This is a genomic window from Streptomyces microflavus (assembly GCF_014650075.1).
Classification (GTDB): Bacteria; Actinomycetota; Actinomycetes; order Streptomycetales; family Streptomycetaceae; genus Streptomyces; species Streptomyces microflavus.
This window is the reverse complement of record NZ_BMUG01000011.1, coordinates 336,185-362,738: the sequence shown is the minus strand read 5'-3', so window position 1 is coordinate 362,738 and position 26,554 is coordinate 336,185. Positions and strand designations below refer to the sequence as shown.

Annotated in this window: 24 protein-coding genes; 5 read left to right on the top strand and 19 right to left on the bottom strand. The window is 71.4% G+C overall.

Annotated features, from left to right (window positions below; translation table 11 throughout):
- Positions 1-12: 12 nt before the first annotated feature.
- On the bottom strand, positions 13-1,380 hold the full coding sequence (locus tag IE264_RS30390) for a replication-associated recombination protein A (protein ID WP_015607375.1): 1,368 nt from the start codon (positions 1,378-1,380) through the stop codon (positions 13-15).
- Positions 1,381-1,432: 52 nt separating this feature from the next.
- Positions 1,433-2,071 carry a vitamin K epoxide reductase family protein gene (locus IE264_RS30385; RefSeq protein WP_015607376.1) on the bottom strand — a complete coding sequence of 213 codons (639 nt, stop codon included), beginning with the start codon at positions 2,069-2,071 and terminating at the stop codon, positions 1,433-1,435.
- A 73-nt stretch (positions 2,072-2,144) separates the two neighbouring features.
- On the opposite strand from IE264_RS30385, the gene IE264_RS30380 reads away from it, so the two are divergent.
- Together IE264_RS30380 and IE264_RS30375 are read left to right on the top strand one after the other, a co-directional pair.
- Positions 2,145-3,503: a sensor histidine kinase gene (locus IE264_RS30380; RefSeq protein WP_078657679.1), complete on the top strand. Its 1,359-nt coding sequence runs from the start codon at positions 2,145-2,147 to the stop codon at positions 3,501-3,503.
- Positions 3,500-4,120 carry a response regulator gene (locus IE264_RS30375; protein ID WP_015607378.1) on the top strand — a complete coding sequence of 207 codons (621 nt, stop codon included), beginning with the start codon at positions 3,500-3,502 and terminating at the stop codon, positions 4,118-4,120. Before IE264_RS30380 ends, IE264_RS30375 begins: the two co-directional genes overlap by 4 nt.
- A gap of 73 nt (positions 4,121-4,193) precedes the next feature.
- Here IE264_RS30375 and hisS read toward each other — a convergent pair whose 3' ends face one another.
- Positions 4,194-5,456, bottom strand: coding sequence for a histidine--tRNA ligase (gene hisS, locus IE264_RS30370; protein ID WP_015607379.1), 1,263 nt, complete (start codon positions 5,454-5,456; stop codon positions 4,194-4,196).
- 20 nt (positions 5,457-5,476) lie between these two features.
- Positions 5,477-6,166 (bottom strand): MBL fold metallo-hydrolase, encoded by a 690-nt coding sequence (locus tag IE264_RS30365; protein WP_015607380.1) that lies wholly within the window; start codon positions 6,164-6,166, stop codon positions 5,477-5,479.
- 148 nt (positions 6,167-6,314) lie between these two features.
- On the opposite strand from IE264_RS30365, the gene IE264_RS30360 reads away from it, so the two are divergent.
- A complete protein-coding gene (locus IE264_RS30360) occupies positions 6,315-7,109 on the top strand; it encodes a peptidylprolyl isomerase (RefSeq protein ID WP_015607381.1) in 795 nt (264 codons plus the stop codon).
- Between the two features lie 201 nt (positions 7,110-7,310).
- The gene (locus tag IE264_RS30355) at positions 7,311-8,540 is read left to right on the top strand and encodes a DUF349 domain-containing protein (protein WP_015607382.1); all 1,230 of its coding nucleotides are present in this window, start codon (positions 7,311-7,313) and stop codon (positions 8,538-8,540) included.
- A 59-nt stretch (positions 8,541-8,599) separates the two neighbouring features.
- On the opposite strand, the gene IE264_RS30350 is transcribed toward IE264_RS30355, so the two are convergent.
- The 15 genes from IE264_RS30350 to pgsA form a co-directional block, all read right to left on the bottom strand.
- Complete coding sequence (locus IE264_RS30350) at positions 8,600-11,218, bottom strand: RelA/SpoT family protein (RefSeq protein ID WP_190167729.1); 2,619 nt, start codon at positions 11,216-11,218, stop codon at positions 8,600-8,602.
- A 149-nt stretch (positions 11,219-11,367) separates the two neighbouring features.
- The gene (locus IE264_RS30345) at positions 11,368-11,919 is read right to left on the bottom strand and encodes an adenine phosphoribosyltransferase (protein ID WP_015607385.1); all 552 of its coding nucleotides are present in this window, start codon (positions 11,917-11,919) and stop codon (positions 11,368-11,370) included.
- Positions 11,916-13,031 carry a protein translocase subunit SecF gene (gene secF, locus IE264_RS30340; RefSeq protein WP_015607386.1) on the bottom strand — a complete coding sequence of 372 codons (1,116 nt, stop codon included), beginning with the start codon at positions 13,029-13,031 and terminating at the stop codon, positions 11,916-11,918. The genes IE264_RS30345 and secF overlap by 4 nt, the downstream gene beginning before the upstream one ends.
- Position 13,032: 1 nt before the next feature.
- Positions 13,033-14,802, bottom strand: coding sequence for a protein translocase subunit SecD (gene secD, locus IE264_RS30335; RefSeq protein ID WP_015607387.1), 1,770 nt, complete (start codon positions 14,800-14,802; stop codon positions 13,033-13,035).
- A 150-nt stretch (positions 14,803-14,952) separates the two neighbouring features.
- The gene (yajC, locus tag IE264_RS30330) at positions 14,953-15,444 is read right to left on the bottom strand and encodes a preprotein translocase subunit YajC (RefSeq protein ID WP_015607388.1); all 492 of its coding nucleotides are present in this window, start codon (positions 15,442-15,444) and stop codon (positions 14,953-14,955) included.
- Positions 15,445-15,610: 166 nt separating this feature from the next.
- Positions 15,611-16,696, bottom strand: coding sequence for a Holliday junction branch migration DNA helicase RuvB (ruvB, locus tag IE264_RS30325; RefSeq protein WP_015607389.1), 1,086 nt, complete (start codon positions 16,694-16,696; stop codon positions 15,611-15,613).
- Between the two features lie 29 nt (positions 16,697-16,725).
- Complete coding sequence (ruvA, locus tag IE264_RS30320; protein WP_032760805.1) at positions 16,726-17,352, bottom strand: Holliday junction branch migration protein RuvA; 627 nt, start codon at positions 17,350-17,352, stop codon at positions 16,726-16,728.
- Complete coding sequence (gene ruvC, locus IE264_RS30315) at positions 17,349-17,963, bottom strand: crossover junction endodeoxyribonuclease RuvC (protein WP_015607391.1); 615 nt, start codon at positions 17,961-17,963, stop codon at positions 17,349-17,351. The genes ruvA and ruvC overlap by 4 nt, the downstream gene beginning before the upstream one ends.
- 169 nt (positions 17,964-18,132) lie before the next feature.
- A complete protein-coding gene (locus IE264_RS30310) occupies positions 18,133-18,885 on the bottom strand; it encodes a YebC/PmpR family DNA-binding transcriptional regulator (RefSeq protein WP_015607392.1) in 753 nt (250 codons plus the stop codon).
- A 61-nt stretch (positions 18,886-18,946) separates the two neighbouring features.
- Positions 18,947-19,540 (bottom strand): pyridoxal 5'-phosphate synthase glutaminase subunit PdxT, encoded by a 594-nt coding sequence (pdxT, locus tag IE264_RS30305; RefSeq protein WP_015607393.1) that lies wholly within the window; start codon positions 19,538-19,540, stop codon positions 18,947-18,949.
- Positions 19,541-19,546: 6 nt separating this feature from the next.
- The gene (gene pdxS / locus IE264_RS30300) at positions 19,547-20,467 is read right to left on the bottom strand and encodes a pyridoxal 5'-phosphate synthase lyase subunit PdxS (RefSeq protein ID WP_015607394.1); all 921 of its coding nucleotides are present in this window, start codon (positions 20,465-20,467) and stop codon (positions 19,547-19,549) included.
- A gap of 121 nt (positions 20,468-20,588) precedes the next feature.
- Positions 20,589-21,137 (bottom strand): hypothetical protein, encoded by a 549-nt coding sequence (locus IE264_RS30295; RefSeq protein ID WP_015607395.1) that lies wholly within the window; start codon positions 21,135-21,137, stop codon positions 20,589-20,591.
- Positions 21,138-21,218: 81 nt separating this feature from the next.
- Positions 21,219-22,379, bottom strand: a complete 1,161-nt coding sequence (locus IE264_RS30290) for a glycosyltransferase family 4 protein (RefSeq protein WP_015607396.1) — start codon at positions 22,377-22,379, stop codon at positions 21,219-21,221.
- Entirely contained in the window at positions 22,376-23,287 is a 912-nt protein-coding gene (locus IE264_RS30285) for a phosphatidylinositol mannoside acyltransferase (RefSeq protein ID WP_015607397.1), read from the bottom strand. The genes IE264_RS30290 and IE264_RS30285 overlap by 4 nt, the downstream gene beginning before the upstream one ends.
- Entirely contained in the window at positions 23,284-23,946 is a 663-nt protein-coding gene (gene pgsA / locus IE264_RS30280; RefSeq protein ID WP_032760808.1) for a phosphatidylinositol phosphate synthase, read from the bottom strand. Before pgsA ends, IE264_RS30285 begins: the two co-directional genes overlap by 4 nt.
- A gap of 290 nt (positions 23,947-24,236) precedes the next feature.
- Here pgsA and IE264_RS30275 point away from each other — a divergent pair, with 290 nt between their 5' ends.
- Entirely contained in the window at positions 24,237-26,471 is a 2,235-nt protein-coding gene (locus tag IE264_RS30275) for an elongation factor G-like protein EF-G2 (protein WP_032760811.1), read from the top strand.
- The last annotated feature ends 83 nt before the right edge of the window (positions 26,472-26,554 follow it).

The window sequence follows — 26,554 nt, the reverse complement described above, 5'->3', positions numbered from 1 at the left end:
TCGCCCGGCTGTTCAGGACGGGTCCGCGCCGCCGCCCGTACGCCCCAGGCGCTCGCGGACCCGCTCGACCACGTCCGCGTACCTCGCCTCGGCGCCGTGCCGGGTGGGGGTGTAGTACTGCCGGTCGCGGACCGCGTCCGGCGCGTACTGCTGGGCGGCGATACCGCCCTGGACGTCGTGCGGATAGACATAGCCCTGGGCATGGCCGAGCTTGGCCGCGCCCTTGTAGTGGCCGTCACGCAGATGGGCCGGGACGGGCCCGGCGAGCCCCTTGCGCACGTCCTCCTGCGCGGCGGAGATCGCGAGCGTCGCCGCGTTGGACTTGGGCGCGAGCGCGAGGGCGATCGTGGCGTGGCTGAGGGTGAGCGCCGCCTCCGGGAAGCCGATCATCGCGACGGCCTGGGCGGCCGCCACCGCCGTCGGCAGTGCGGTGGGGTCGGCGAGGCCGATGTCCTCGCTGGCGGAGATCATCAGCCGCCGGGCGATGAACCGGGGGTCCTCCCCCGCCTCGATCATCCGGGCCAGATAGTGCAGGGCGGCGTCCACGTCGGAGCCGCGGATCGACTTGATGAGCGCGCTGGCCACGTCGTAGTGCTGGTCGCCGTCCCGGTCGTACTTCACGGCGGCCCGGTCGACGGTGGCCTCGACCGTCTCCAGGGTGATCTCCGCCTCGTGCGTGGCGAGCGCCGCACCGGCCGCCGCCTCCAGGGCCGTGAGCGCCCGGCGCGCGTCTCCGCCCGCGATGCGCAGCAGATGCGCCTCCGCGTCCTCGGGCAGGGTGAGGGCACCGCCGAGCCCGCGCTCGTCGGTCAGCGCCCGGCGCAGCAGATCACGCAGGTCGTCGTCGGTCAGCGATTCCAGGGTGAGCAGCAGGGACCGCGACAGCAGCGGGGAGATGATCGAGAAGTACGGATTCTCCGTGGTGGCGGCGATCAGGGTCACCCAGCGGTTCTCCACGGCGGGGAGCAGGGAGTCCTGCTGGGCCTTGGAGAAGCGGTGGATCTCGTCCAGGAAGAGGACGGTCTCCTTGCCGTACCCACCGGTGGCGCGGCGCGCGCTCTCGATGACGGCCCGGACCTCCTTGACCCCGGCGGTGATCGCGGAGAGCTCGACGAAGCGCTTGTTGGTGGCCTTGCTGACCACGTACGCCAGGGTCGTCTTCCCGGTGCCGGGCGGGCCCCACAGGATCACCGACGACGCACCGGCCGGACCGCCGCTCCCCTCGACGAGCCGGCGCAGCGGCGAGCCCGGCTTCAGCAGATGCTGCTGGCCGACGACCTCGTCGAGGATGCGCGGACGCATCCGGACAGCGAGGGGGCTGCTGGACGGGTCCTTCTCCTGGCGGTCTTCTGCGGCTGCGGTAAAGAGGTCGGGCTCCACGTCATGAAGCCTATGCGACCCCACTGACAGAGCCCCGGGCGGCGGGCGCCGGTCAGCTGGTCCAGAAGTCCCACCAGCGCGTCAGGATCAGCATCCCGATGACGCCGATCCACAGCACCGGAAGCACCCAGGGGAACTCGGTCAGGCCGTTCCGCAGCCACGCGGGCGCGGGAAGGATGCGGTGCTTGACGTTGTGCGTGGTCACGTAGCAGAACATGACGATGGTGGCGACCCAGGCCAGGCAGCACCACAGGCAGAGCGAGTTGATGTTGTAGAGCGACTGGTACTGGAGCCAGGTGCAGAAACCGACGCCGAACAGGGTGCCCGCGTTGAGGCCGAGCCAGAACCAGCTGCGGTACCGGGCGCCGGCGAGCAGGCCGATCCCGATGGCGATGACCATGCCGTACGTGACCAGGCCGAGCATCGGGTTGGGGAACCCGAACGCCGAGGCCTGCTCGCTCTTCATGATGTTGCCGCACGCCACGACCGGGTTGAGGCTGCAGCCGGGCGTGAAGGAGGGGTCCTCCAGCAGCTTGAACTTGTCGATCGTGATGACCCAGGAGGCCAGCAGTCCGGCCGCGCCGGTGATCACCAGGAGCAGGGCGAGACCCCGTCCGGCCCCGAAGGTGCGCTTGCCGCCGCCCTCGTCCTGGTCGGACGAGGGGTGGTGGTCTACCGCTGCAGTCGTCATATCGCCGTTCCATCACTGAGTGGTCAGCCGGGCACGGTCATTGTGCCGCACCCCCGGACGGGTCAGCCGTTCGATGGACATAAAGGTGTACGCCCGGGGGGTGGGGAATCCCGTCCACCGCGGGATGCTCGGGTCCATGACGGAACACGTGGTGGATGTGCGTGAGGATGAATCCGCACCCGCCGGGTTGACGGTGGGCGCATCGGTCGCCCGTGAGGCCCGCCGGTCCGATGCCTGGGCCCGGCCGTTGCGCCCCTGGGACGGGTACTTCGCCGTGGTCTGGGCGGTCACGGTCGTCCTCGTGCTCGGCGCGGCCGAGCCGTCCTGGCGGCTGCGGGTCGTGGCGGCCGCGCTCGTCGGGCTGACGCTGCCCTGGTACCTGTGGGCGGGGCGTCCGGCGCTGCGCGACGACACGGCGGCCGGCACGCCGGGCCGGCGCTATGTCCTCGGTGCCGTCCTGCTCTTCCTGCCCGCGGCGGTGCTGGTCGGTGAGACGCAGCTGGTGACCTTCGCGCTCGCCCCGCAGTGCTTCACCCTGCTGCGGCTGGGCACCGCGCTGCGGGTGCTGGGCGTCCTGGGCGCGGTGCCGTACGCGGGATGGGTGCTGGTGTGGCGGCCACCGGCCGGCGAGGCGGGGTTCCGTCTCCTGCTGGCGGCGGCGACCTTCGCCTTCGCCGCGTTCCTGGGCCGCTGGACGATCCGGATCATCGACCAGAGCAGGGAGAGGGCCGCGCTGATCGCCGAACTGGAGGCGGGCCGGGAGGAGATCGCCCGGCTCTCGGCGGCCCACGGTGCGCTGGCGGAGCGGGAGCGGATGTCGCGGGAGATCCACGACACGCTCGCGCAGGGGTTCACCAGCCTGCTGATGCTCGCCCAGGCCGTCGAATCGGAGCTGGACCACGATCCGCCGCGGGCCCGCCGCCATGTGGCGCTGATGGCGCGGACCGCCCGGGAGAACCTCGCCGAGGCCCGGTCGCTGGTCGCCGACGGCTCCCCCGCCGATCTGGCCGGCGCCTCGCTGGCCGACGCCCTGCGCCGGCTGACCGGGCGCCATACCGCGCAGACCGGCGCCCCGGTCCGGCTGCGGGTGTCCGGCACCGCCCGGCCGTTGCCCACCGCGCACGAGGTGGTGGCCCTGCGCGCCTGTCAGGAGGCCCTCGCCAACACCCGTAAGCACGCGGGGAACGCCGTGGCGGTGGCTGTCCTGCTGGAGTACGCCCCCGATGCCCTGACCCTGTCCGTACGGGACGAGGGCCAGGGCTTTGATCCCGGGGCACCGCACGAGGGCTACGGCCTCGCCGGGCTGCGGGCCAGGGCCGAGGAGGCGGGCGGAGTGGCGTCCGTCCGCAGCGCTCCCGGCTCGGGCACGTCGGTGACCGTACGCCTCCCCCTGAATCCGCTGTCCGGCGAACCTCCGAGGAGCCCCCGATGATCCGTGTCCTGCTGGCCGACGACCACCCCGTCGTACGGGAGGGGCTGCGCGGGATGCTCGACGCCGACCCCGGTCTCGAGGTCGTCGGCGAGGCGTCGAGCGGTCCGCGGGCCGAGGCGCTCTGTGCCGAGCTGCTGCCGGACATTGTGCTGATGGACCTGCGGATGCCGGGCGGCGGGGGCGTGGAGTCCATCCGGCGGATCCGGGCGGCGGGGCTGCCGTGCCGGGTGGTCGTGCTCACCACGTACGAGAGCGACAGCGACATCCTGCGGGCCGTGGAGGCCGGGGCGTCCGGTTATCTGCTCAAGGACCTGGGACGGGCGGAGCTGGCGGCCGCGGTGCGGGCGGCGGCCCGTGGGGAGACGGTGCTCGCCCCTTCGGTGGCGGCCCGGCTGGTGGACCGGTTGCGGTCGGTGCCGGAGCTGCCCCGGCTCTCGGAGCGGGAGACGCAGGTGCTGCGGCTGGTGGCGGAGGGGTGCACCAACGCGGAGATCGGGCGGCGGCTGTTCATCGGGGAGTCGACGGTGAAGACGCATCTGCTGCGGGCGTTCGGGAAGCTGGGCGTGAACGACCGGACGGCGGCGGTGACGGGGGCGATGCGTCAGGGGCTGATCTGAGGCCCTGCCACGCGAAACGGCGCGGGCGGGAGGGTATGGAGCCCTTCCCGCCCGCGCCCTGTTCCGCTGCGTCTCAGCCGAGCCGCGTCGTCAGCTCCGCCACGACCTCGGCCAGCGGCACCGCGCTCTGCTCGCCGGACTCCATGTCCTTGAGCTGGACGACGCCCTCGGCCAGATCGCGTTCGCCCGCGACCAGGGTGAAGCGGGCGCCCGAGCGGTTGGCGCTCTTCATCGCGCCCTTCAGGCCGCGGCCGCCGAACGCGAAGTCGGCGGCGATGCCTGCGCGGCGCAGTTCGGTGACGACGGCGAAGAGGGCCCGGCGGGCCTCCTCGCCGAGCGGGACCGCGTACACGCTGGTGGTGGCGGGGATGTCGAGCTCGACGCCCTCCGCCTCCAGTGCGAGGACCGTGCGGTCCACGCCGAGGGCCCAGCCGACCGACGGCAGCGCGGGGCCGCCGATCATCTCGGACAGGCCGTCGTAGCGGCCGCCGCCGCCCACCGCGGACTGGGAGCCCAGGCCGTCGTGGACGAACTCGAAGGTGGTGCGGGTGTAGTAGTCGAGGCCGCGGACGAGCTTCTCGTCGTCCTCGTACACCACTCCGGCCGCCGTCAGCAGCGCGCGGACCTCCTCGTGGTACGCCTTGCAGGCGTCGCAGAGGTAGTCGCGGAGCTTGGGGGCGTCGGTGAGCTGCTTCTGTACGTCGGGCCGCTTGTCGTCCAGGACGCGCAGCGGGTTGATCTCGATGCGGCGGCGGGTCTCCTCGTCGAGGTCGAGGTCGCGCAGGAAGGTCTGGAGCGCCTCGCGGTAGACGGGACGGCACTCCTTGTCGCCCAGCGAGTTCAGCAGGATGCGGAACTGGCGCAGGCCGAGCGAGCGGTACGCCTGGTCGGCCAGGATGATCAGTTCGGCGTCCAGGACCGGGTCCTCGGTGCCGATGGCCTCGGCGCCGACCTGCGAGAAGTGGCGGTAGCGGCCCTTCTGCGGGCGCTCGTAGCGGTAGTACGAGCCGGAGTACCAGAGCTTGACGGGGAGGTTGCCCGCCTTGTGGAGGTTGGCCTCCAGGGCCGCGCGCAGGACGGACGCGGTGCCCTCGGGGCGCAGCGCCAGCTCGGCGCCACCCTTGGTGGTGAGGGTGTACATCTCCTTGGTGACGATGTCGGTGGACTCACCGACACCGCGCGCGAAGAGCTCGACGTCCTCGAAGCCGGGCGTCTCGATGTAGCCGTAGCCGGAGTCGCGCAGGGGCGCGGAGATGGCCTCGCGCACCGCCAGGAACTTCGCGGAGTCCGGCGGGGTCAGGTCGTACGTGCCCTTGGGGGCCTGAAAGGTGCTCACGTGGATACGTCTCTCGTCTTCTACAGTCCTCGGCGCGGCGACGCGTCCAGACCGTTCATGAACGGGTTGGAGGCGCGCTCGCGGCCGATGGTCGTCTGGGGGCCGTGGCCGGACAGCACCACGGTCGAGTCGTCGAGCGGCAGGCACACGCGGGCCAGCGACTCCAGGAGCTCGGCGTGGTCGCCGCCGGGCAGGTCGGTGCGTCCGACGGAGCCGGCGAAGAGCAGGTCACCCGAGAAGAGGACCGGCGGAATGTCCGCGGCCTCGGGCATCCCGAACGTCACCGACCCCTTGGTATGGCCGGGCGCGTGCGAGACGCCGAACTCCAGGCCGGCCAGGGTCAGCTTCGCGCCGTCGGTCAGCTCCTTGACGTCGTCCGGCTCCCCCACGGTCAGCTCGCCCATGAGCGGCATCCCGATGGAGCGGCCCAGGGCCTTCTCCGGGTCGCTCATCATGTAGCGGTCCTCGGGGTGGATCCAGGCGGGGACATCATGGGCGCCGCAGACGGGGACGACCGAGGCGACATGGTCGATGTGGCCGTGGGTGAGCACGACGGCGACGGGCTTGAGCCGATGCTTCTTCAGCGCTTCCTCGACGCCCTGGGCGGCCTGGTGGCCCGGGTCGATGATCACGCACTCCTCACCGGCGGCGGGGGCGACCAGGTAGCAATTGGTCCCCCAGGCCCCGGCGGGGAACCCGGCAATGAGCACGATCGTCCTTAATGTTCGTCCGGAGGATGCGGCCGCAGCGGAGGATGCAGCAGATCAGAGCCTACCGGCGCTCCTCATGACACAGGTAACCCATATACGGTACGGGCAGCCCAGCCCTGATCTCACGACGTAACAAGGAGCCCAACCGGTGTCCAGCAGCGAACAGCGGCGGCGGCAGCTCGCCCGGGAAAAGTTCGAGCGCCAGCAGAAGCGCCGCGAGGAAGCCCGTCTCAGGACGAGGCGCATCACGGCGATCGTCGCAGCGTCGGTGGCCGTGGTCGCCGTCGTGGGCGTGAGCGCGTTCGTCGTGGCGGGCAAGGACGACGGCAAGGACGGCAAGAAGAACGACGCGGCCGCGAGCCAGAGCCCGGAGCCGACGCCCTCGGAGAGCGAGAGCAAGGCTCCCGCGCCGCCGATGACGATCGACAAGAAGGCGTCGTACACGATGTCGCTCGGTACGAGCCAGGGCGACATAGCGTTCACCATGGACGCGGCGAAGACCCCGCAGACGGCGAACTCCTTCAAGGCGCTCGCCGACAAGGGCTACTTCGACGGGACCAAGTGCCACCGGCTCACCACGCAGGGCATCTTCGTCCTGCAGTGCGGTGACCCGAAGGGCGACGGCACGGGCGGCCCCGGCTACAACATCCCGGACGAGAACCTCACGGCGCTCGGCAAGGCGGGTGCCGACGGCGCGGTGACGTTCCCCGCGGGGACAGTGGCGATGGCCAACACCGGCCAGCCGGGCACCGGCGGCAGCCAGTTCTTCCTGGTCTACAAGGACACGAAGCTGCCCCCCACCTACACCCCGTTCGGCAAGCTCGACAAGGCCTCCCTGAAGGCTGTGGAGAAGGTCGGCGCCGCGGGTGTCGAGGGCGGCGCGGGCGACGGTGCGCCGAAGCTGGCCGTGGAGATCAAGAAGGCGACCGTGAAGAAGGTCTGATCCGGCCGCACGGCCCGGGGCGGCTCTCGCGCCCCGGGCCGTCGTGCGCGAGCGGATAATTTCAGCCGCGCTGAGTGCGGACAGCCGGGTGGCCGGTCGCCTAGATTGGCGTTGTGCAGGGCGGGCGAGGCCCGCCCGAGGAAACTGTGGACGATGCCCGGGGGGCGAACCCCCTCGCAGGCATCAGGTGGAGGAGGCGCTGTGAGCAGCGACCCGTGGGGCCGCGTCGACGAGACGGGCACCGTGTACGTGCGTACAGCCGACGGCGAGCAGGTCGTCGGATCGTGGCAGGCCGGTTCCCCCGAGGAGGCTCTGGCCTATTTCGAGCGCAAGTACGACGGCATTGTGGTCGAGATCGGCCTCCTCGAACGGCGGGTGAAGACCACCGATCTGTCGGCGAAGGACGCGACGACCGCGATCGACCACCTGCGTCAGCAGGTCGACGAGCACCACGCGGTGGGCGACCTGGACGCACTGCGCAAGCGGCTGGACGCGCTCGTGGCGACGGTCGAGGCACGGCGCGAGGAGCGCAAGGTCCTCAAGGCCAAGCAGACCGACGAGGCCAAGCACGCCAAGGAGGCTCTGGTCACCGAGGCCGAGGAGCTGGCGCAGAGCGAGCAGTGGCGGTCGGCCGGTGAGCGACTGCGGGCGCTGGTGGACACCTGGAAGGGTCTCCCCCGTCTGGACCGCAAGTCGGACGACGAGCTGTGGCACCGCTTCTCGCACGCCCGCTCGGCGTTCTCCAAGCGGCGCAAGGCCCACTTCGCCGCGCTGGACGCCCAGCGTGAGGACGCCCGTAAGGCCAAGGAGAAGCTGGTCACGGAGGCCGAGGCGCTGTCCGGCTCCACGGACTGGGTGACCACGGCCGCGCGCTACCGCGACCTGATGACCGAGTGGAAGGCCGCGGGCCGCGCCCAGCGCGAGTCCGAGGACGACCTGTGGAACCGCTTCCGCGGCGCCCAGGACGTCTTCTTCGCCGCCCGCAGCGAGGTCTTCGCGGAGCGCGACGCCGAGCAGGGCGAGAACCTCAAGCTCAAGGAGGAGCTCGCCACCGAGGCCGAGAAGCTGGTGCCGGTGAAGGACCTGAAGGCGGCCCGTGCCGTCTTCCGGGGCATCAACGAGCGCTGGGAGGCCATCGGCCACGTACCGCGTGACGCCCGCCCGAAGGTCGAGGGCCGGATGCAGGCGGTGGAGCGGGCGCTCCAGGAGTCCGAGGAGTCGGAGTGGCGCCGGACGAACCCGGAGGCGCGGGCCCGCGCCGAGGGTCTGACCGGTCAGCTCCAGGCTGCCGTGGACAAGCTGCGCGGCCAGATCGACACCGCGCGCGCTTCGGGCAACAACGCCCGCGCGGACAAGCTGGCCAAGGAGCTGGAGGGCCGCCAGGCGCTGCTGGACCAGGCGCTGAAGGGCCTGGAGGAGTTCGGCGGCTGATCACGGCTGTCAGAAGGCCCCGGTACGCGATGCGTACCGGGGCCTTTCCGTTGCCGCTGTTACGGCCTGCGGGCAGAAGTGACCCGGTAGACGTCGTAGACGCCCTCCACACCGCGTACGGCCTTCAGGACGTGGCCCAGGTGCTTGGGGTCGCCCATCTCGAAGGTGAAGCGCGAGGTGGCCACTCGGTCGCGGGAGGTCTGGACGGCTGCCGACAGGATATTGACGTGCTGGTCGGAGAGGATCCGGGTGACGTCGGAGAGGAGCCGGGAGCGGTCCAGCGCCTCGACCTGGATGGCGACCAGGAAGACCGAGGACTGGGTGGGGGCCCATTCGACTTCGAGGATCCGCTCGGGCTGCTGCGAGAGGGACTCCACGTTGACGCAGTCGGCGCGGTGCACGGAGACGCCGCTGCCCCGGGTGACGAAGCCGATGATCGGGTCGCCGGGGACGGGCGTACAACAGCGGGCGAGCTTGACCCACACGTCCTCGACGCCCTTGACGACGACGCCGGGGTCCGCGTTGGCGCGGCGCTTGTTGCGGCCGTGGGAGGGCGGGGTGGACTCGGCGAGGTCCTCGTTGGCCTCGTCGTGGCCGCCGAGGGCCTGCACCAGCTTCTGTACGACGCCGGCCGCCGCAACATGGCCCTCGCCGATCGCCGCGTACAGCGAGGAGATGTCGGGGTAGCGCATCTCGTGGGCGAGGGTGACCAGGGAGTCGCCGGTCAGGATCCGCTGGATCGGCAGGTTCTGCTTGCGCATGGCCCGCGCGATGGAGTCCTTGCCCTGCTCGATGGCCTCGTCGCGGCGCTCCTTGGAGAACCAGGCGCGGATCTTGTTGCGGGCGCGCGGCGACTTGACGAAGCCGAGCCAGTCCCGGGAGGGTCCGGCGCCGGCGGCCTTGGAGGTGAAGACCTCCACCAGGTCGCCGTTGTCGAGGGTCGATTCGAGCGGGACGAGCCGCCCGTTGACGCGTGCTCCTATGGTCCGGTGGCCGACCTCGGTGTGGACGGCGTACGCGAAGTCGACGGGCGTCGCCCCGGCGGGCAGCGCTATCACGTCGCCCTTCGGCGTGAAGACGAAGACCTCGTTGCGCGAGAGGTCGAAGCGCAGGGACTCCAGGAACTCGCTGGGGTCCTCGGTCTCCTTCTGCCAGTCCAGGAGCTGGCGCAGCCACGCCATGTCGTTGACGGTGTCCTGGCCGCGGCCGGTGTTCTTGGGGATGTCGGTGCGCACCTTGGAGGCGCCGGCGACGGCCTCCTGCTTGTACTTCCAGTGCGCGGCGATGCCGTACTCGGCGCGGCGGTGCATGTCGAACGTACGGATCTGGAGCTCGACGGGCTTGCCGCTGGGGCCGATCACCGTGGTGTGCAGCGACTGGTACATGTTGAACTTGGGCATCGCGATGTAGTCCTTGAACCGCCCGGGCACCGGGTTCCACCGGGCGTGGACGGTGCCGAGCGCCGCGTAGCAGTCGCGGACTGTGTCGACCAGTACCCGGATTCCCACCAGGTCGTAGATCTCGGCGAAGTCGCGGCCTCGCACGATCATCTTCTGGTAGACGCTGTAGTAGTGCTTGGGGCGGCCGGTGACGGTGGCCTTGATGCGGGCGGCGCGCAGGTCGGACTGGACCTCGTCGGTCACTATGGCGAGGTATTCGTCGCGCTTGGGGGCCCGCTCGGCGACGAGGCGGACGATCTCGTCGTACATCTTGGGGTAGAGGATCGCGAAGGCGAGGTCCTCCAGCTCCCACTTGATGGTGTTCATGCCCAGCCGGTGCGCCAGGGGGGCGTAGATCTCCAGCGTCTCGCGGGCCTTCTTCTCCTGCTTCTCCCGCTTGAGGTAGCGCATGGTGCGCATGTTGTGCAGCCGGTCGGCGAGCTTGATGACCAGGACCCGGGGGTCCTTGGCCATGGCGACGACCATCTTGCGTACGGTCTCGGCCTGCGCGGCCTCGCCGAACTTGACCTTGTCCAGCTTGGTGACGCCGTCGACGAGGAGGGCGACCTGGTCGCCGAACTCGCGCTTGAGGGTGTCCAGGCCGTACTCGGTGTCCTCGACGGTGTCGTGCAGCAGGCCGGCCATCAGGGTGGCCGGATCCATACCCAGCTCGGCGAGGATCGTGGTGACGGCGAGCGGGTGCGTGATGTACGGGTCGCCGCTCTTGCGCTTCTGGCCGCGGTGCCAGCGCTCGGCCACCTGGTAGGCGCGCTCGATCTGGCGCAGCGTGGCCGTCTCGATCTTGGGGTCGTTGCCCCGGACCGTACGCAGCAGGGGTTCGAGAACCGGGTTGTACGGGCTGGAGCGCTGTACGCCCAGTCGGGCGAGGCGGGCCCGCACCCGGTTGGAGGAGCCGCCGGAACGGGGGGCGGCACCGGCCGGGACAGCGGGCTTCACGGGGGCCGGGGGCGTGGGGGCGGGGGGCTTCGGCGCAGGCGTGGCGGCCGGTTCCGCGGAGGGCTCGGACGCCTCAGGGGCCTTGGCGGGCGGGCTCGCGGGCGTGGCCGGTTTCGGCTGCCCGGCGGGGGGCGTGGCGGCCTGGGGGCGCTCGGAACCGGCTTCGGGCTCCGGGGGCGCGGGCTTCGGCGCGTTCGAGGGCGCGGCCTTCCCGGGCGTGGCGGGGGCCGCCACGGGCTTGTCGGGCTGCGGGGCGGCGGCTGACTGGGCCTCGTCTGGCAAGAGCGCTCCTCGTGCGGATCCGGGGTACCCGGAGAGCCCATGGTAACGATCCCCCGGCAGGTCCTCGCCCGGGGACGGTGAGAGCTTGGAGAACGAAGGGCGGGCACCCGGATGTTCCCGGGTGCCCGCCCTTCCTGCTCGGGTCGTTCTCAGACCGTGATCAGCGCTTCCAGCGGAGCGCCCCGCAGAGCGGGCTCCAGCCGGGCCCGGCCCGCCAGGAAGCCGAGCTCCATGAGGACCGAGACCCCCGCGACCTGGGCGCCGGCCCGCCGGATGAGCTCCAGCGAGGCCTCGGCGGTGCCGCCGGTGGCCAGGACGTCGTCGATGACCATGATCCGGTCCTCGGCTTCGAGGTCCTCGGCGTGGATCTCGATCTCCGCGCTGCCGTACTCCAGCTCGTAGGACTGGCTCAGCGTGGCTCCGGGCAGCTTCCCGGCCTTGCGGACCGGTACGAAGCCGATGCCCGCCCGGACCGCGACGGGCGCGGCCAGGATGAAGCCGCGCGCCTCCAGGCCGACGATCTTCGTGGCGCCGTGCCGTACGCACAGCTCCGCGAGAGCGTCGGTGAGCGCCGCGAAGGCCGCCGGGTCCGCCAGCAGCGGGGTGATGTCCTTGAACACCACGCCCGGCTTCGGGTAGTCCGCGACATCGCGGATCCGGCTGAGCAGCAGCTCCCTGGTGGATTCGGTGGTGCTGGTCATCGGCGCTTCCCCGGCGTGCGGCCGTGGCCGCGGGGCTGCTGACGCTGGCCCACGACGGCACCGGCGGTCTCGCCGTCCTCGTCGTCCTCGTCGGCCTGCCGGTACACCGGGCCGTCGTCCTCGGGGGACTCGCCCCGGGCGGCCGCGGCCGCCCGCTTGGCGAGAATCCGCTTCTTCAGCGCCTTCATCTGCGGCTCGCGCTCCTTGAGGTCGGCGACGAGCGGCGTGGCGATGAAGATCGAGGAGTACGCACCGGCGGCGAGACCGACGAACAGCGACAGCGAGATGTCGTTCAGCATGCCGGCGCCGAGGACACCGCCACCGATGAAGAGCAGGCCGGCCACCGGCAGCAGCGCCACCACGGTGGTGTTGATGGAGCGGACCAGCGTGCTGTTGATCGACCGGTTGGCGATCTCGCTGTACGTGTAGCGGGTCTGCTTGGTGATGTCCTTCTGGCCCTCCTTGAGGCTGTCGAAGACCACCACCGTGTCGTACAGGGAGTATCCGAGGATGGTCAGCAGACCGATCACCGTGCCCGGGGTGACCTCGAAGCCGACCAGGGCGTAGACACCGACCGTGATGGTGATGTCGTGGATCAGGGCGATGAGGGCGGCGACGGCCATCCGCCACTCGAAGGCGATCGCCAGATAGATCACCACCAGGACCATGAAGATCCCGAGACCCGTCCACGCCTTGTTGGCGATCTGCTCACCCCAGCTGGGGCCGACCAGGTCCGCGTTGATCTCCTCGGCCGGGATACCGAGCTCTTCGGAGAGGGTCTCCTTGATCTCGTTGGCCTTGGCCGTGTCGACCTCGGTGATCTGGATGCGCAGACCGCCGTTGCCGAGCTCCTGGACGATGGCCAGGTGGCCCGAGGCCTCGGTCGCCACGTCCGTCGCCTCGGAGGTGGAGATCTGGGCCCTGCTGTCGGTCGTGAAGACCGCGCCGCCCTTGAACTCGATCCCCATCCGGAGGCCGCCGACCGCCACGCCGATGATGGCCGTGATGGTGATCAGTATCGAGACGCCGTACCAGATCTTGCGGTTGCGGATGAAGTCGTAACCGACCTCGCCTCGGTAGAGCCGGGCGCCGAGATTGCCGAGTCGCGACATCTCACGCCTCCTTCGGGTCGGTGGAAACGCCGGCACGGCGCGAGCGGCGCAGCGGCGGCTGGGCGCCGAGCCGCTTCGGGTCCAGACCGGACCAGGAACCGCCACTGGAGAAGAACTTCGTCCGGCCCATCAGCGTCATCAGGGGCTTGGTGAAGAGGAACACGACGACGACGTCGAGCAGCGTGGTCAGGCCGAGCGTGAACGCGAAGCCCTGGACCTTGCCGACGGTGACGAGGAAGAGCACCGCGGCCGCCAGGAACGACACGAAGTCGGAGACCAGGATGGTGCGCCGGGCCCGGGGCCAGGCGCGCTCGATGGCCGGGCGCAGGGTGCGGCCCTCGCGGATCTCGTCCCTCACGCGTTCGAAGTACACGATGAAGGAGTCCGCTGTGATGCCGATCGCGACGATGGCGCCACAGACTGCCGGGAGGTTCAGCGCGAAGCCGATGGCCGGGCCCAGCAAGGCCATGATCGTGTACGTCAGGATGCCGGAGACCAGGAGGCTCAGCAGGGCGATGAAGGCCAGGCCGCGGTAGTAGGCGACCAGGTAGATCACGACCAGCGCCAGACCGATCGCACCGGCGATCAGGCCCGCCTTGAGCTGCTCACCGCCGAGGGCGGCGGTCACCGTGGTGACGCTCGACTCCTCGAAGGTCAGCGGAAGCGCACCGTAGGACAGGATGTTGCCGAGGTCCGCGGCGGACTCCTGGTCGAAGCTGCCGGAGATCTGGGCGTTCTTGCTGAGCGCCGTCCGCACGGAGGGGGCGGAGACGACCTCGCCGTCCAGGACGATCGCGAACTGGTTCATCGGCGGCTGCTGCTGCGAGAGCCGGCTGGTGATCGTCTGGAACTTCTTGGCGCCGGCGGAGGTGAACTCCATCGACACGATCCACTCACCGGTCTGCTGGTCGATGGCGCCCTCGGCGTCGTCGACGTCACCGCCGGAGACCTCGGCCGGGCCGAGCACGTACTTCTCGTAGCTGCCGGGGACGTTCGAGCCGCAGGCGACGATGGAGTCGGTGGGCAGGGCGTCCTTGCCGGCCGCCGTGCGCTGCTCGGGGTCGGTGCAGTCGAGCTTGGCGAACTCCTCCTGGAGCTTGGCCGTCGCCGGGTCCGCGGAGGGCGAGGCCTCGGGGGTGCCGGACGGCTTGGGCTCGCCGGAGCCGGTGGGGGTCGGCGTGGGGGCCTTCTTCAGGGCCCCGGTGACCGCACGGCCCTGGGTGGTGGAGCTCGGGGAGGGGGTGGCCTCCTCTCCGGTGGCCTCCTCGCCCTTGTCCTCGGGCTTCGCGGACTCACCGGCGCTCGGCGTGGCGCTTCCCGAAGGGGTCGCGGAGCCGGAGGGCGTGGGCTGCTCGGGGCCGCTCGCCGCCACCGTCAGAACGGGCCGGAAGTAGAGCTGGGCGGTGGTACCGACCTGCTCCCGGGCCTGCTCGGAGTTGGTCCCCTTGGGGATGTTGACGATGATGTTGTCGCTGCCCTGGGTCTGGACCTCGGCCTCCGAGACGCCCAGACCGTTGACGCGGCGCTCGATGATCCCGACCGCGGTGCCCATGTTGGTCGCGTTGATCGCGTTGGGCTTGCCGGGCTGGTTCTTCGCCTTGAGCGTGATCGACGTGCCGCCGGCGAGGTCGATGCCCAGCCTCGGCGTGGTGTGCCCGGACAGGAACATCCCGCCGGTGAGCGCGACCATGGCGATGAGGATCAGGACCAGGGAACGCCCCGGCCTGCCCTGACCGCCGGACGGCCCTCGGCCCTTCTTGGGTGCTGCCACCTTCTCGTTTCTCCCTGTCCAACCGCCCCGCGCCGGGTACGCGCCCGAGCGGCCACGAAGTGTTGTGGGGACCTGCCCCCGCAGACGACCTGCACGGTCCCGGGGACGCCGCGCGCCGGTGGGCGCGCGACGTCCCCGGGATCGTGAGAACTACTTGGCTTCGGGTTCGCCGTCGGCCTTGCCGTCGCCCTTGGAATCCTTGACGTCCTTGGCCGCCGCGTCCTCGGTCCCGGCGTCGTCGGCCGTCTCGTCCTTGCCCAGGTCGATCTTGGCGACGTCGGCCTTGTCCGCGCCGGACTCACCGGTCAGCGAGGAGGCGTCGTCGGGAACGACCGTGCCGTCCGCGTCCAGCTCCTCGTCGTCGCCGTGCACGATGCGGTTGTACTCCGCGTCGTCCAGAACGGCACCGATCGAGTTCTTCGCGTAGATGGCGTGCACGCCGGGAGCGACCTCAAGGAGAACGGTGTCGTCGTGGACTTCCTTGACGGTCGCGTACATGCCCCCGATCGTCCGGACGCCGGTACCGGGCTGCATGTCGCTGCGCATCTGCGCGGCCGCCGCCTGCTTCTTCTTGGCGGAGCGGGTCATCAGGAACATGGCCCCGATGAGCACGATGAAGGGGAGGAGAGTCAAGATATCCACGGGACGGGAATTCCTTCGCACGACCGCGCTGGCATGCGGCCTGTATATACGGGGGTGGGTACACCGACCTGTAAGGGCGGCATCGGCGGAGTCTAAGCGAGTCCGCATCGTTGGAACAACGCCCAGCATGGCACCGTGGTTCCTGTCCGCGCGAACCTGTGAATTATCACGCCCCGAACAGACCCTGTTGTCCCTTTGCTCCGTGCTGCGGCGGAACCAGTCCCAGGTGGGCCCAGGCCGCCGGGGTCGCGACACGGCCGCGCGGCGTCCTGGCCAGCAGTCCTTCCCTGACGAGGAAGGGTTCGGCGACCTCCTCGACGGTCTCGCGCTCCTCCCCCACGGCGACCGCGAGGGTGGACAGGCCGACGGGGCCGCCGCCGAAGAGTTTCAGCAGGGCGCCGAGGACCGCACGGTCCAGCCGATCGAGTCCCCTTTCGTCAACCTCGTACACCTTGAGGGCCGCCGCCGCGATGTGCCGGTCGATCGTGCCCTCGGCCTTGACCTGGGCGTAGTCCCGGACGCGGCGCAGCAGGCGGTTGGCGATACGGGGGGTGCCCCGGGAGCGTCCGGCGATCTCGGCGGCGCCCTCCACGTCGATGCCGACGTCCAGGAGGCGGGCGGAGCGGTGGATGACGCGCTCCAGCTCGACGGGGGCGTAGAACTCCATGTGGCCGGTGAAGCCGAAGCGGTCGCGCAGCGGGGGCGGCAGGAGTCCGGCCCGGGTGGTGGCGCCGACCAGGGTGAAGGGCGGCAGCTCCAGCGGGATCGCGGTGGCGCCGGGGCCCTTGCCGACGATGACGTCGACGCGGAAGTCCTCCATCGCCATGTAGAGCATCTCCTCGGCGGGCCGCGACATGCGGTGGATCTCGTCGAGGAAGAGGACCTCACCCTCCTGGAGGGAGGAGAGGATCGCCGCGAGGTCGCCGGCGTGCTGGATGGCGGGGCCCGAGGTGATCCGGATCGGGGCGTTCATCTCCGCCGCGATGATCATCGAGAGGGTGGTCTTGCCCAGGCCGGGGGCGCCGGAGAGCAGTACGTGGTCGGCGGTGGCGCCACGGGCGCGGGCCGCTTTGAGGACCAGGTCGAGCTGTTCGCGGACCTTCTCCTGGCCGACGAACTCGTCCAGGTCCTTGGGGCGCAGGGCCGCCTCGACCGCGGTGTCCTCGCCGTCAGCGTCCGCGTCGACCAGCCGGTCGTCGAAGGCCGGCCCGGTCGGCTCGTCGGTCTCGGGTCCGGTCTCGTCCCAGTTCATCAAGGGCCTCTTCGGTGGTTCGGTGCCGGTCAGCGGGCGCGGTTGAGAGTCTGCAGGGCGGCCCGCAGCAGCTGCGGTACGGGGGGTGCGACGCCCTCGGCGACGGCTGCCTCGGCCTGCGGGGCGACGGCGCTGACGGCTTCGTCGGCCTCGCGGCTCGCATAGCCGAGGCCGATGAGCGCGGCCTGCAGCTGGTCGCGCCAGCCGGAGGTGACGGGGGTGCCGATGCCCTGCTGCCCGATGTGCGCGCCGACCGGGGCGCCGAGCCGGTCCTTGAGCTCCAGCAGCAGCTTCTGGGCGCCCTTCTTCCCGATGCCGGAGACGGCCGTGAGGGCCTTCTCGTCTCCGGTGGACACGGCGAGGCGGAGCGCGTCGGGGCTGTGCGTCGCGAGCATGGCCTGGGCGAGCCGGGGGCCGACGCCGCTGGCGGTCTGGAGCAGCTCGAAGACCTGGCGCTCGTCGTCGTCGGCGAAGCCGTACAGGGTGAGGGAGTCCTCCCGGACGACGAGGGAGGTGGCGAGCTTGGCCTCCTGGCCGACGCGCAGGACGGCCAGGGTCTGCGGGGTGCACTGGATGGCCATGCCGATACCGCCGACCTCGATGACGGCCGTGGTCGGGGCGAGGGCGGCCACCGGGCCGGAGACGAAGGCGATCATGCGGCGGGGCCTTTCAGCGTGCGAGGCGTGCGGGGTGTGCGGGATGCACCGGGCGTACGGGAGATGCCGGGCGGGGGCTGAGTCCGGGACGCGCCGGAGGTGCGGTGGGCGGCGACTGCCTGCTGGAGCCGGTTCTGCGCGGGTGCCCGCCAGATGTGGCAGATGGCGAGCGCGAGGGCGTCGGCGGCGTCGGCGGGCTTGGGCGGCGCGTCCAGCCTCAGCAGCCGGGTCACCATGGCGCCGACCTGCGCCTTCTCGGCGCGGCCCGATCCGGTGACGGCCGCCTTGACCTCGCTGGGCGTGTGCAGGGCGACCGGGATGCCGCGGCGGGCGGCGCAGAGCATGGCCACCGCGCTGGCCTGGGCCGTGCCCATCACCGTACGGACGTTGTGCTGGGCGAAGACCCGCTCCACGGCCACGTAACCCGGGGAGTGCTCGTCCAGCCACTGCTCTATGCCGCGCTCGATGGCGACGAGCCGGTCGCCGAGCTCCGCGTCGGCGGGGGTGCGCACGACACCGACGCCGAGCATGGTCAACGGGCGGCCCGCGACGCCCTCTACCACGCCGACACCGCACCGGGTCAGCCCCGGGTCAACACCCAGAACCCGCATGGAGCCCCCCTGTCCTCGACGCTCACAACGCCCACTCGTTCATCTGTTCCCGCAGGCTATCGGCTCGCGCTGACAATCCGTCGCAACCGAACCGCCGCAACCGACAAGACGACGGGCCGACGGGGTGTGTCCCCGTCGGCCCGTCGCACCGAGCTGTGCCGGCCGCGCCTCAGGCGTCGACCTTCTCCATGACCTCGTCGGAGACGTCGAAGTTGGCGAAGACGTTCTGCACGTCGTCGCTGTCCTCCAGCGCGTCGATGAGCTTGAAGATCTTGCGCGCGCCCTCTTCGTCCAGCTCGACCTGCATGGTCGGCAGGAAGTTGGCCTCGGCGGAGTCGTAGTCGATGCCCGCCGCCTGGAGCGCGGTGCGCACCGCGACCATGTCGGTGGCCTCGCTGACCACCTCGAAGGACTCACCGAGGTCGTTGACCTCCTCGGCACCCGCGTCGAGCACCGCGCCGAGGACGTCGTCCTCGCCCAGCTCGCCCTTGGGGACGATCACGACGCCCTTGCGGTTGAAGAGGTACGAGACGGAGCCCGGGTCGGCCATCGAGCCGCCGTTGCGCGTCATGGCGACCCGGACGTCCGAGGCGGCACGGTTGCGGTTGTCGGTGAGGCACTCGATGAGCACCGCGACACCGTTGGGGCCGTAACCCTCGTACATGATCGTCTCGTAGTCGGCGCCGCCCGCTTCGAGACCGCCGCCGCGCTTGACCGCGGAGTCGATGTTCTTGTTCGGGACGGAGCTCTTCTTCGCCTTCTGGATGGCGTCGACGAGGGTCGGGTTGCCATCGGGGTCCACGCCGCCGGAACGCGCCGCGACCTCGATGTTCTTGATCAGCTTCGCGAAGAGCTTGCCGCGCTTGGCGTCAATCACGGCCTTCTTGTGCTTCGTCGTAGCCCATTTAGAGTGGCCGGACATCTGCCTTCTCCTTCGCGTCACCAAAATCGAGTCGAACCCGAGAGATCCTACCGGGGTCCGCTCAGTTCACTGCGCGCACCATCTCCACGAACAGAGCGTGCACGCGATGGTCGCCGGTCAGTTCGGGATGGAACGACGTGGCGAGGACATTCCGCTGCCGGACGGCCACGATGTGGCCGCCGTGCTCGGCGATGACCTCGGCCTCGGCCCCGACGGACTCCACCCAGGGGGCGCGGATGAAGACACCCTCCACCGGGCCGCCGTCGATGCCGTCGACCTCGACCGCGGCCTCGAACGACTCGTTCTGCCGGCCGAAGGCGTTGCGCCGCACGATCATGTCGATGCCGCCGACGGTCTCCTGGCCCGAGCGCGGGTCGAGGATCTTCTCGGCGAGCAGGATCATCCCGGCGCAGGTGCCGTAGACCGGCATCCCGGCCCGGACCCGCTCGCGGAGCGGCTCCATCATGCCGAAGAGGACCGCCAGCTTGGACATGGTGGTGGACTCGCCGCCCGGGATGACCAGGCCGTCGACCTCGGCGAGCTCCTCGGGGCGCCGGACCGGCCTGGCCAGGGCGTCAGCCGAGGCCAGGGCGATCAGGTGCTCCCGTACGTCGCCCTGCAGTGCGAGGACGCCGATCACAGGGGTGTCGCTCATCAGTGGTTACCAGCCGCGGTTGGCGTAGCGCTCGGACTCGGGCAGGGTGTCGCAGTTGATGCCGACCATGGCCTCGCCCAGGTTGCGGGAGGCGTCCGCGATGACCTTCGGGTCGTCGTAGAAGGTGGTGGCCTTCACGATGGCGGCGGCGCGCTTGGCCGGGTCGCCGGACTTGAAGATGCCGGAGCCGACGAAGACGCCCTCGGCGCCGAGCTGGCGCATCAGCGCGGCGTCGGCCGGGGTGGCGACGCCACCGGCGGAGAACAGCACGACGGGCAGCTTGCCGAGCTCCGCGACCTCCTTGACCAGCTCGTAGGGGGCGCGGAGGTCCTTGGCGGCGGCGTACAGCTCGTTGTTGTCGAAGCCGCGCAGACGGGCGATCTCGTTCTTGATCTGGCGCAGGTGGCGGACGGCCTCGACGACGTTGCCGGTGCCGGCCTCGCCCTTCGAGCGGATCATGGCCGCGCCCTCGGCGATGCGGCGCAGGGCCTCGCCCAGGTTGGTGGCGCCACAGACGAAGGGGGTGGTGAAGGCGAACTTGTCGCTGTGGTTGACCTCGTCGGCCGGGGTCAGGACCTCGGACTCGTCGATGTAGTCGACGCCGAGGGACTGGAGCACCTGGGCCTCGACGAAGTGGCCGATGCGGGACTTGGCCATGACGGGGATGGAGACGGCCCCGATGATCTCCTCGATCATGTTGGGGTCGGACATCCGGGCCACGCCGCCGTCCTTGCGGATGTCGGCGGGCACCCGCTCCAGGGCCATGACGGCCACGGCGCCCGCGTCCTCGGCGATCTTCGCCTGCTCGGCGTCGACGACGTCCATGATCACGCCGCCCTTGAGCTGCTCGGCCATGCCGCGCTTGACGCGGGCGGTGCCGATGGCGGTGGACTCGGCGGACTGCGGGGTGCTGGGAAGCGTGGACACGGGACCTCACTCGGTGAAAGACGCTGAAGACTGCACCGCCGAGCAAACGCTGTGGGACCAGTCCACAGCAAGGGCCAATAGGGAGGCCGTGGATCGTTTTGGCCCTGTATCCGCTGCCGGCTCAGGTCCCGGGGCGGTCCGCCAGGGCCACCGGCGGGGCGTCGTCCATCTCGAAGGCCAACGGGAACGGCGCGTGCCCGGCCAGCCGGAACAGCCGCACGGTACGGTGCCGGCGCAGTGCGCGGGCGGCGCGCACGGAGTCGTTGTGGAAGCGCCGGGCCATCGGTACGCGGCGTACGGCGGCGGCCAGTTCGGTGGCCGCGTCCTCGCCGCCGGGCACCTCCTTCACCGCCTCCACCTGGGCCGGTTCGCCGAACACGGCGCGCAGGGCGGTGCTCAGCTCGCTCTCGGCGACCTCGCGGTGGTCCTCCTCGGCCTGCCGGGCGGCGTGCGCGGCCTCGTACAGCACGATGGAGGCGGCCGGGTCCAGGACACCGGAGGTGGCCAGCTCCTGGGTGACCGAGGCGCGGCGCAGGAGCTGGGCGTCGAGTGCGGCGCGGGAGGCGTCGATGCGGGAGTGCAGTCGGTCCAGGCGGCCGGCGGTCCAGCTGAGGTACACGCCGATCACGACGAGGGCGACGGCGATCCAGATGATCAGGGTTACGGTCACGGTCGCACACGCTACCGTCGCCGGGGCCCTCCCTTCTCAACGGGAGGCCCCGGCTCTCGACGGGAGGCCCCGGCCCCGCTCTCAGTCCCGCGCCAGCCCGAACCGGGCCCGCAGCCCCGACCGCTCGTCCGCCGCCACCGAGGCGGCCCCGTCCGTCACCGTCTCGTACACCGAGAGGATGTCGGCCCCTACCGTCGCCCAGTCGAAGCGCCGCACATGGGCCTCGCCCCGCTCCCGCAGCCCGGCCCGGCGCTCGGGATCGCCCAGCAGCCGGATGGCGGCGGCGGCCAGCGCGTCGGCGTCCTCGTTGGCGAAGAGGTCGCCCGCCGCGCCCTGGTCCAGCACCTGCGCGAAGGCGTCCAGGTCGCTCGCGAGGACCGGCGCACCCGCCGACAGCGCCTCGACCAGGATGATGCCGAAGCTCTCGCCGCCGGTGTTCGGGGCCACGTACACATCGACGCTGCGCAGCAGCCGGGCCTTGTCCTCGTCGCTGACCATGCCGAGGAACTCGACGCGCCCGCGCAGCTCCTTCGGCAGGGATGCCACCGCCTCCTCCTCGTCGCCGCGCCCCGCGACCAGCAGCCGGGTCTCCGGGCGGGCGGCGAGGATCGCGGGCAGCGCCTTCATCAGGACGGGCAGCCCCTTGCGGGGTTCGTCGATGCGGCCGATGAAGCCGAGGGTCTGGCCCTGCCACTCGGCCTTCGGCTCGGCCTTGGCGAAGAAGCCGACGTCGACGCCGTTCGGGATGACCACGGCGTCCCCGCCGAGGTGCTCGACCAGGGTGCGCCGCGCGTACTCGCTGACCGCGATCCGCGCGCTGATCTTCTCCAGGGCGGGCTGGAGGATCGGATACGCGGCGATCATCGCCCGGGAGCGCGGGTTGGAGGTGTGGAACGTGGCCACGATCGGGCCCTGCGCCGACCAGCAGGCGAGCAGGCCGAGCGACGGGGAGGTCGGCTCGTGGATGTGGATCACGTCGAAGGTGCCGTCGTGCAGCCAGCGGCGTACCCGGGCGGCCGACAGGAAGCCGAAGTTCAGCCGGGCTACGGAGCCGTTGTACGGGACGGGGACGGCCCGGCCCGCCGAGACGACGTACGGGGGCAGCGGGGTCTCGTCGTCGGCCGGGGCCAGGACGGAGACGGTGTGGCCCAGTCCGATGAGGTGCTCGGCCAGGTCCCGGATGTGGAACTGCACGCCGCCGGGTACGTCCCAGGAGTACGGGCAGACGATGCCGATCTTCACGTGGGTTCCCCCCGGGGGTCCAGGTCGTCCAGCCAGAGCCTCTGGAGCATGTGCCAGTCCTCAGGGTGTTCGGCGATGCCGAGGGCGAAGGCGTCGGCCAGTCCCTGGGTCATGGCGGCCGTCTTCTCGGCTCGGGTGCCCTCCTCCGGCAGCTCGACCGCGGGGTGGATGATCCCCTTCATCACCGGCGTGCTGTCGTACGAGAGGGTCACCGGCAGCAGCATCGCGCCCGTCTGCTGGGCGAGCAGGGCGGGGCCGGCGGGCATCCGGGCGGTGGCGCCGAAGAACGAGACCTCCACCCCGGAGGCGGAGAGGTCCCGGTCGGCGACCAGGCAGATCAGGCCGCCCGCGCGCAGCCGCCGCGCCAGGGTCCCGAAGGCCGCCCCGCCGCTGTGCGGCAGGACCTCCATGCCCAGGCCCTCGCGGTAGGCGACGAACCGGTCGTAGAGCGTCGCGGGCTCCAGCCGTTCGGCGACGGTGGTGAAGGGGACCTTCAGGTCGGTGGTGACCCAGGCGCCGGCGAGGTCCCAGTTGGCCAGGTGCGGCAGGGCGACGATGACCCCGCGCCCGGCGTCCAGCCCCTCGGCCAGCCGGTCGGTGCCGGCGATGTCGATGCTGTTCCTGATCCGCTCCGGGCTCCAGGCCGGCAGCCGGAACGACTCCATCCAGTAGCGCATGTACGAGCGCATCCCGGCCCGCGACAGCTCGGCCAGCCGTTCCGGGCTCGCGTCCGGGACCACCCGGGCCAGGTTCGACTCCAGGCGCAGCACGCTCTTGCCGCGCCGCTTCCAGACCTGGTCGGCGATGGTGCGGAACAGGGCCGTGGCGGCGGGCTCGGGCAGCTTCTTGACCGCGCCCCAGCCGAGCCCGTACAGACTGTCGGTGATCTTGCCCTTGAGCGCGCTCATCGGTCGGCCGGACCGTTGGCCGCGGAGGCGGCGTCGGCGTCGGCGGACTCGCGGCGCACGGTCACCACGCGCTGGATCAGCGTCACCAGGGAGCCCACGGCGACGATCCACAGCGCGATCGGGAGCAGGATGTCGATGTGCGGGACGCCGAACGCGTGCAGTCCGGCGAGGCCTGCCGCGACCAGCGAGATGACCAGGCGTTCGGCGCGCTCCACCAGCCCGTTCACCGCGACCGGCAGGCCGATCGACTCGCCGCGCGCCTTGGTGTACGAGACCACCTGGCCGCTGGCCAGGCAGAAGATCGCGACGGCGCACAGGACGTTGTCGTCACCGCTGCCCGCGTACCAGAGGGCGAAGCCGGCGAAGATCGCCCCGTCGGCGACCCGGTCCAGCGTCGAGTCGAGGAACGCGCCCCACCGGCTGGAGATCCCGGCCTGCCGGGCCATGTTGCCGTCGACGAGGTCGGAGAAGACGAAGAGCGTGATGACGATGGTGCCCCAGAAGAACTCCCCCATCGGGAAAAAGACCAGCGCACCTGCCATCACTCCGGCCGTGCCGATGAGAGTGACCGCGTCGGGGCTGACCCCGAGACGGAGCAGCAGAGCGGCGAACGGTGTGAGGACACGCGTGAAAAATGCACGCGCGTACTTGTTCAGCATGGCTTTCCCGAGGGTTCGGTTGGCCGAGCGGCCCCTTCGGCCACCGGCTGGCCCATCGTAGTCACGACCGGTGCCCTCCACCGGACGGGCACCCGCCGCAGGGTGTCACGGGATGCTGCCGCCGCCCCCGACATATGGACGCGCCCCCTCCGCGGTGCCAAGCTCGAAGGACCGCGGGCGTCGCCGGGGCCGCCGCGACGGCCCTCCCCGTGCCCGTGACCACCGCTCCCCCATCGCGCGGTCGGCTCCTCTCCCGTACCCGCACCGCGCCACCCGCCGGGAGGCACACCATGGGCGAGAAGACGCACGCACACCCCGGGGCCGCCGGAGGAGTACCGGCGGCCGGCCACCCCTCCGACGTACGGAACGTGGTGCTGGTCGGCCACAGCGGATCGGGCAAGACCACCCTGGTCGAGGCCCTGGCCCTGACGGCGGGGGCCGTGAACCGGGCGGGCCGGGTCGAGGACGGGGCGACCGTCTCCGACCACGACGAGATCGAGCGGCGCCGGCGGCGTTCCGTCCACCTCTCCCTGGTCCCGGTGGCGTGGGACGGCCGCAAGGTCAATCTGCTGGACGCCCCCGGGTACGCCGACTTCGTCGGGGAGCTGCGGGCCGGTCTGCGGGCGGCGGACGCGGCCCTCTTCGTCGTCTCGGCGGCCCAGGCGGCCGAGTCCGTGGCCGCGACGACCCGGGCGGTGTGGGAGGAGTGCGCGCTCGTGGGGATGCCCCGGGCGATCGTCGTCACCCATCTCGACACCGCGCGCACCTCCTTCGAGGAGATGACCCGGATCTGTGCGGCGACGTTCGGCGGGGACGACCCCGATGCCGTACTCCCCCTCTATCTGCCGGTGCTCGGCCCCGAAAGCGCCGATGGGCACGCGCCGCTCACCGGGCTGACCGGGCTGCTGACCCAGCGGATCCTGGACTACTCCTCCGGGGAGCGGGCCGAGCTGCCGCCCGCGCCCGGCCAGGAGGCACCGTTGAAGGAGGCCCGCGACCGGCTGATCGAGGGGATCATCGCCGAGAGCGAGGACGAGTCGCTGATGGACCGGTACCTCGACGGCGGAGGTGGCAGCGACATCGACATAGCGACACTGATCGCGGATCTGGAGCGGGCCGTCGCCCGGGGCACCTTCTTTCCGGTGCTGGCCGCCGCCCCCGCGGCCGAGGGCGCCCGGCAGGGCATCGGCACGGTGGAGCTGCTGGAACTGATCACGCGCGGCTTCCCGACCCCGCTGGAGCGCACCCCGCCCGTGGTCACCACACCGTCCGGCGAACCCGAGGCCGCCCCGGTCTGCGATCCGGAGGGCCCGCTGCTCGCGGAGGTCGTCAAGACGTCGTCCGACCCGTACGCGGGCCGCGTCTCGCTGGTCCGGGTCTTCTCCGGCACCCTGCGGCCCGACGACACCGTGCATCTGTGCGGCCACGGCCTGGACGCGGCGGGGCAGGCCCCGCGCCCCTGTCACGAGGCGGAGATCCGGGTGACCGCGCTCTCCTCACCGTTCGGCCGGCAGCAGCATCCGGTGGACCGGTGCGTCGCGGGCGATCTGGTCTGCGTGGCCCGGCTGGGCGAGGCGGAGACCGGCGACACGCTCTCCGCCTCCGGCGCCCCGGTCCTCATCGAGCCCTGGTCGACCCCGGACCCGCTGCTTCCGACAGCGGTGAGGGCGCACGGGAAGGCGGACGAGGACAAGCTCTCCCACGGGCTGGCCCGGCTGGTCGCGGAGGACCCCACCCTGCGCCTGGAACAGAACCCGGACACCCACCAGGTGGTCCTGTGGTGCCTGGGCGAGGCCCACCAGGAAGTCGCCCTGGAGCGGCTGCGCAGCCGCTACGGCGTCCAGGTCGACGCCGAACCGCACCGGGTCGCGCTGCGCGAGACGTTCGGCGGGCGGGGGGCCGGGCGCGGGCGGCACGTCAAACAGTCCGGCGGGCACGGGCAGTTCGCGATCTGCGAGATCGAGGTGGAGCCGCTGCCCGCGGGCAGCGGCATCGAGTTCGTGGACAAGGTCGTCGGCGGTTCGGTGCCGCGCCAGTTCATCCCGTCGGTGGAGAAGGGCGTACGGGCCCAGGCCGCCCGGGGCCTGTCCGCCGGGCACCCGCTCGTCGACGTGCGCGTCACCCTCCTCGACGGCAGGGCGCACTCGGTGGACTCCTCCGACGCCGCGTTCCAGACCGCCGGGGCGCTCGCCCTGCGCGAGGCCGCGGCGGACGCCCGTATCCAGCTCCTGGAGCCGGTCTGCGAGGTCACCGTGCTGGTCCCCGACGACTATGTGGGCCCGGTGATGAGCGATCTGTCGGGGCGGCGGGGCCGGGTGGTGGGCACCGAGCAGAGTCCGGGCGGACGCACCCTCGTACGGGCGGAGGTGCCGGAGACGGAGATCGGCCGGTACCCGCTCGACCTGCGCTCCCTGACGCACGGCACCGGCCGTTTCGGCCGTACGCACGCCCGGTTCGAGGCGATGCCGCCGCAGCTCGCCGACCGGGTGCGCGCGGAGCGGGGCGCCGGATCACCCGGCGCGTGACCGGCGCACTGTCGCAAACACCACCCGCGTCGCTTGAGGTGACGGGTGGTGCGGGGATCCGGGCGATACGCTGTGGGCGCAGC

Excerpts from the sequence above, each read along its gene's own strand:
- IE264_RS30385 (WP_015607376.1), bottom strand. The coding sequence starts at position 2,071 with ATGACGACTGCAGCGGTAGACCACCACCCCTCGTCCGACCAGGACGAG.
- IE264_RS30380 (WP_078657679.1), top strand. The coding sequence starts at position 2,145 with ATGGACATAAAGGTGTACGCCCGGGGGGTGGGGAATCCCGTCCACCGC.
- IE264_RS30375 (WP_015607378.1), top strand. The coding sequence starts at position 3,500 with ATGATCCGTGTCCTGCTGGCCGACGACCACCCCGTCGTACGGGAGGGG.
- IE264_RS30345 (WP_015607385.1), bottom strand. The coding sequence starts at position 11,919 with ATGACCAGCACCACCGAATCCACCAGGGAGCTGCTGCTCAGCCGGATC.
- secF (WP_015607386.1), bottom strand. The coding sequence starts at position 13,031 with ATGTCGCGACTCGGCAATCTCGGCGCCCGGCTCTACCGAGGCGAGGTC.
- ruvB (WP_015607389.1), bottom strand. The coding sequence starts at position 16,696 with ATGAACTGGGACGAGACCGGACCCGAGACCGACGAGCCGACCGGGCCG.
- ruvA (WP_032760805.1), bottom strand. The coding sequence starts at position 17,352 with ATGATCGCCTTCGTCTCCGGCCCGGTGGCCGCCCTCGCCCCGACCACG.
- ruvC (WP_015607391.1), bottom strand. The coding sequence starts at position 17,963 with ATGCGGGTTCTGGGTGTTGACCCGGGGCTGACCCGGTGCGGTGTCGGC.
- IE264_RS30310 (WP_015607392.1), bottom strand. The coding sequence starts at position 18,885 with ATGTCCGGCCACTCTAAATGGGCTACGACGAAGCACAAGAAGGCCGTG.
- pdxT (WP_015607393.1), bottom strand. The coding sequence starts at position 19,540 with ATGAGCGACACCCCTGTGATCGGCGTCCTCGCACTGCAGGGCGACGTA.
- IE264_RS30285 (WP_015607397.1), bottom strand. The coding sequence starts at position 23,287 with ATGAGCGCGCTCAAGGGCAAGATCACCGACAGTCTGTACGGGCTCGGC.
- pgsA (WP_032760808.1), bottom strand. The coding sequence starts at position 23,946 with ATGCTGAACAAGTACGCGCGTGCATTTTTCACGCGTGTCCTCACACCG.
- IE264_RS30275 (WP_032760811.1), top strand. The coding sequence starts at position 24,237 with ATGGGCGAGAAGACGCACGCACACCCCGGGGCCGCCGGAGGAGTACCG.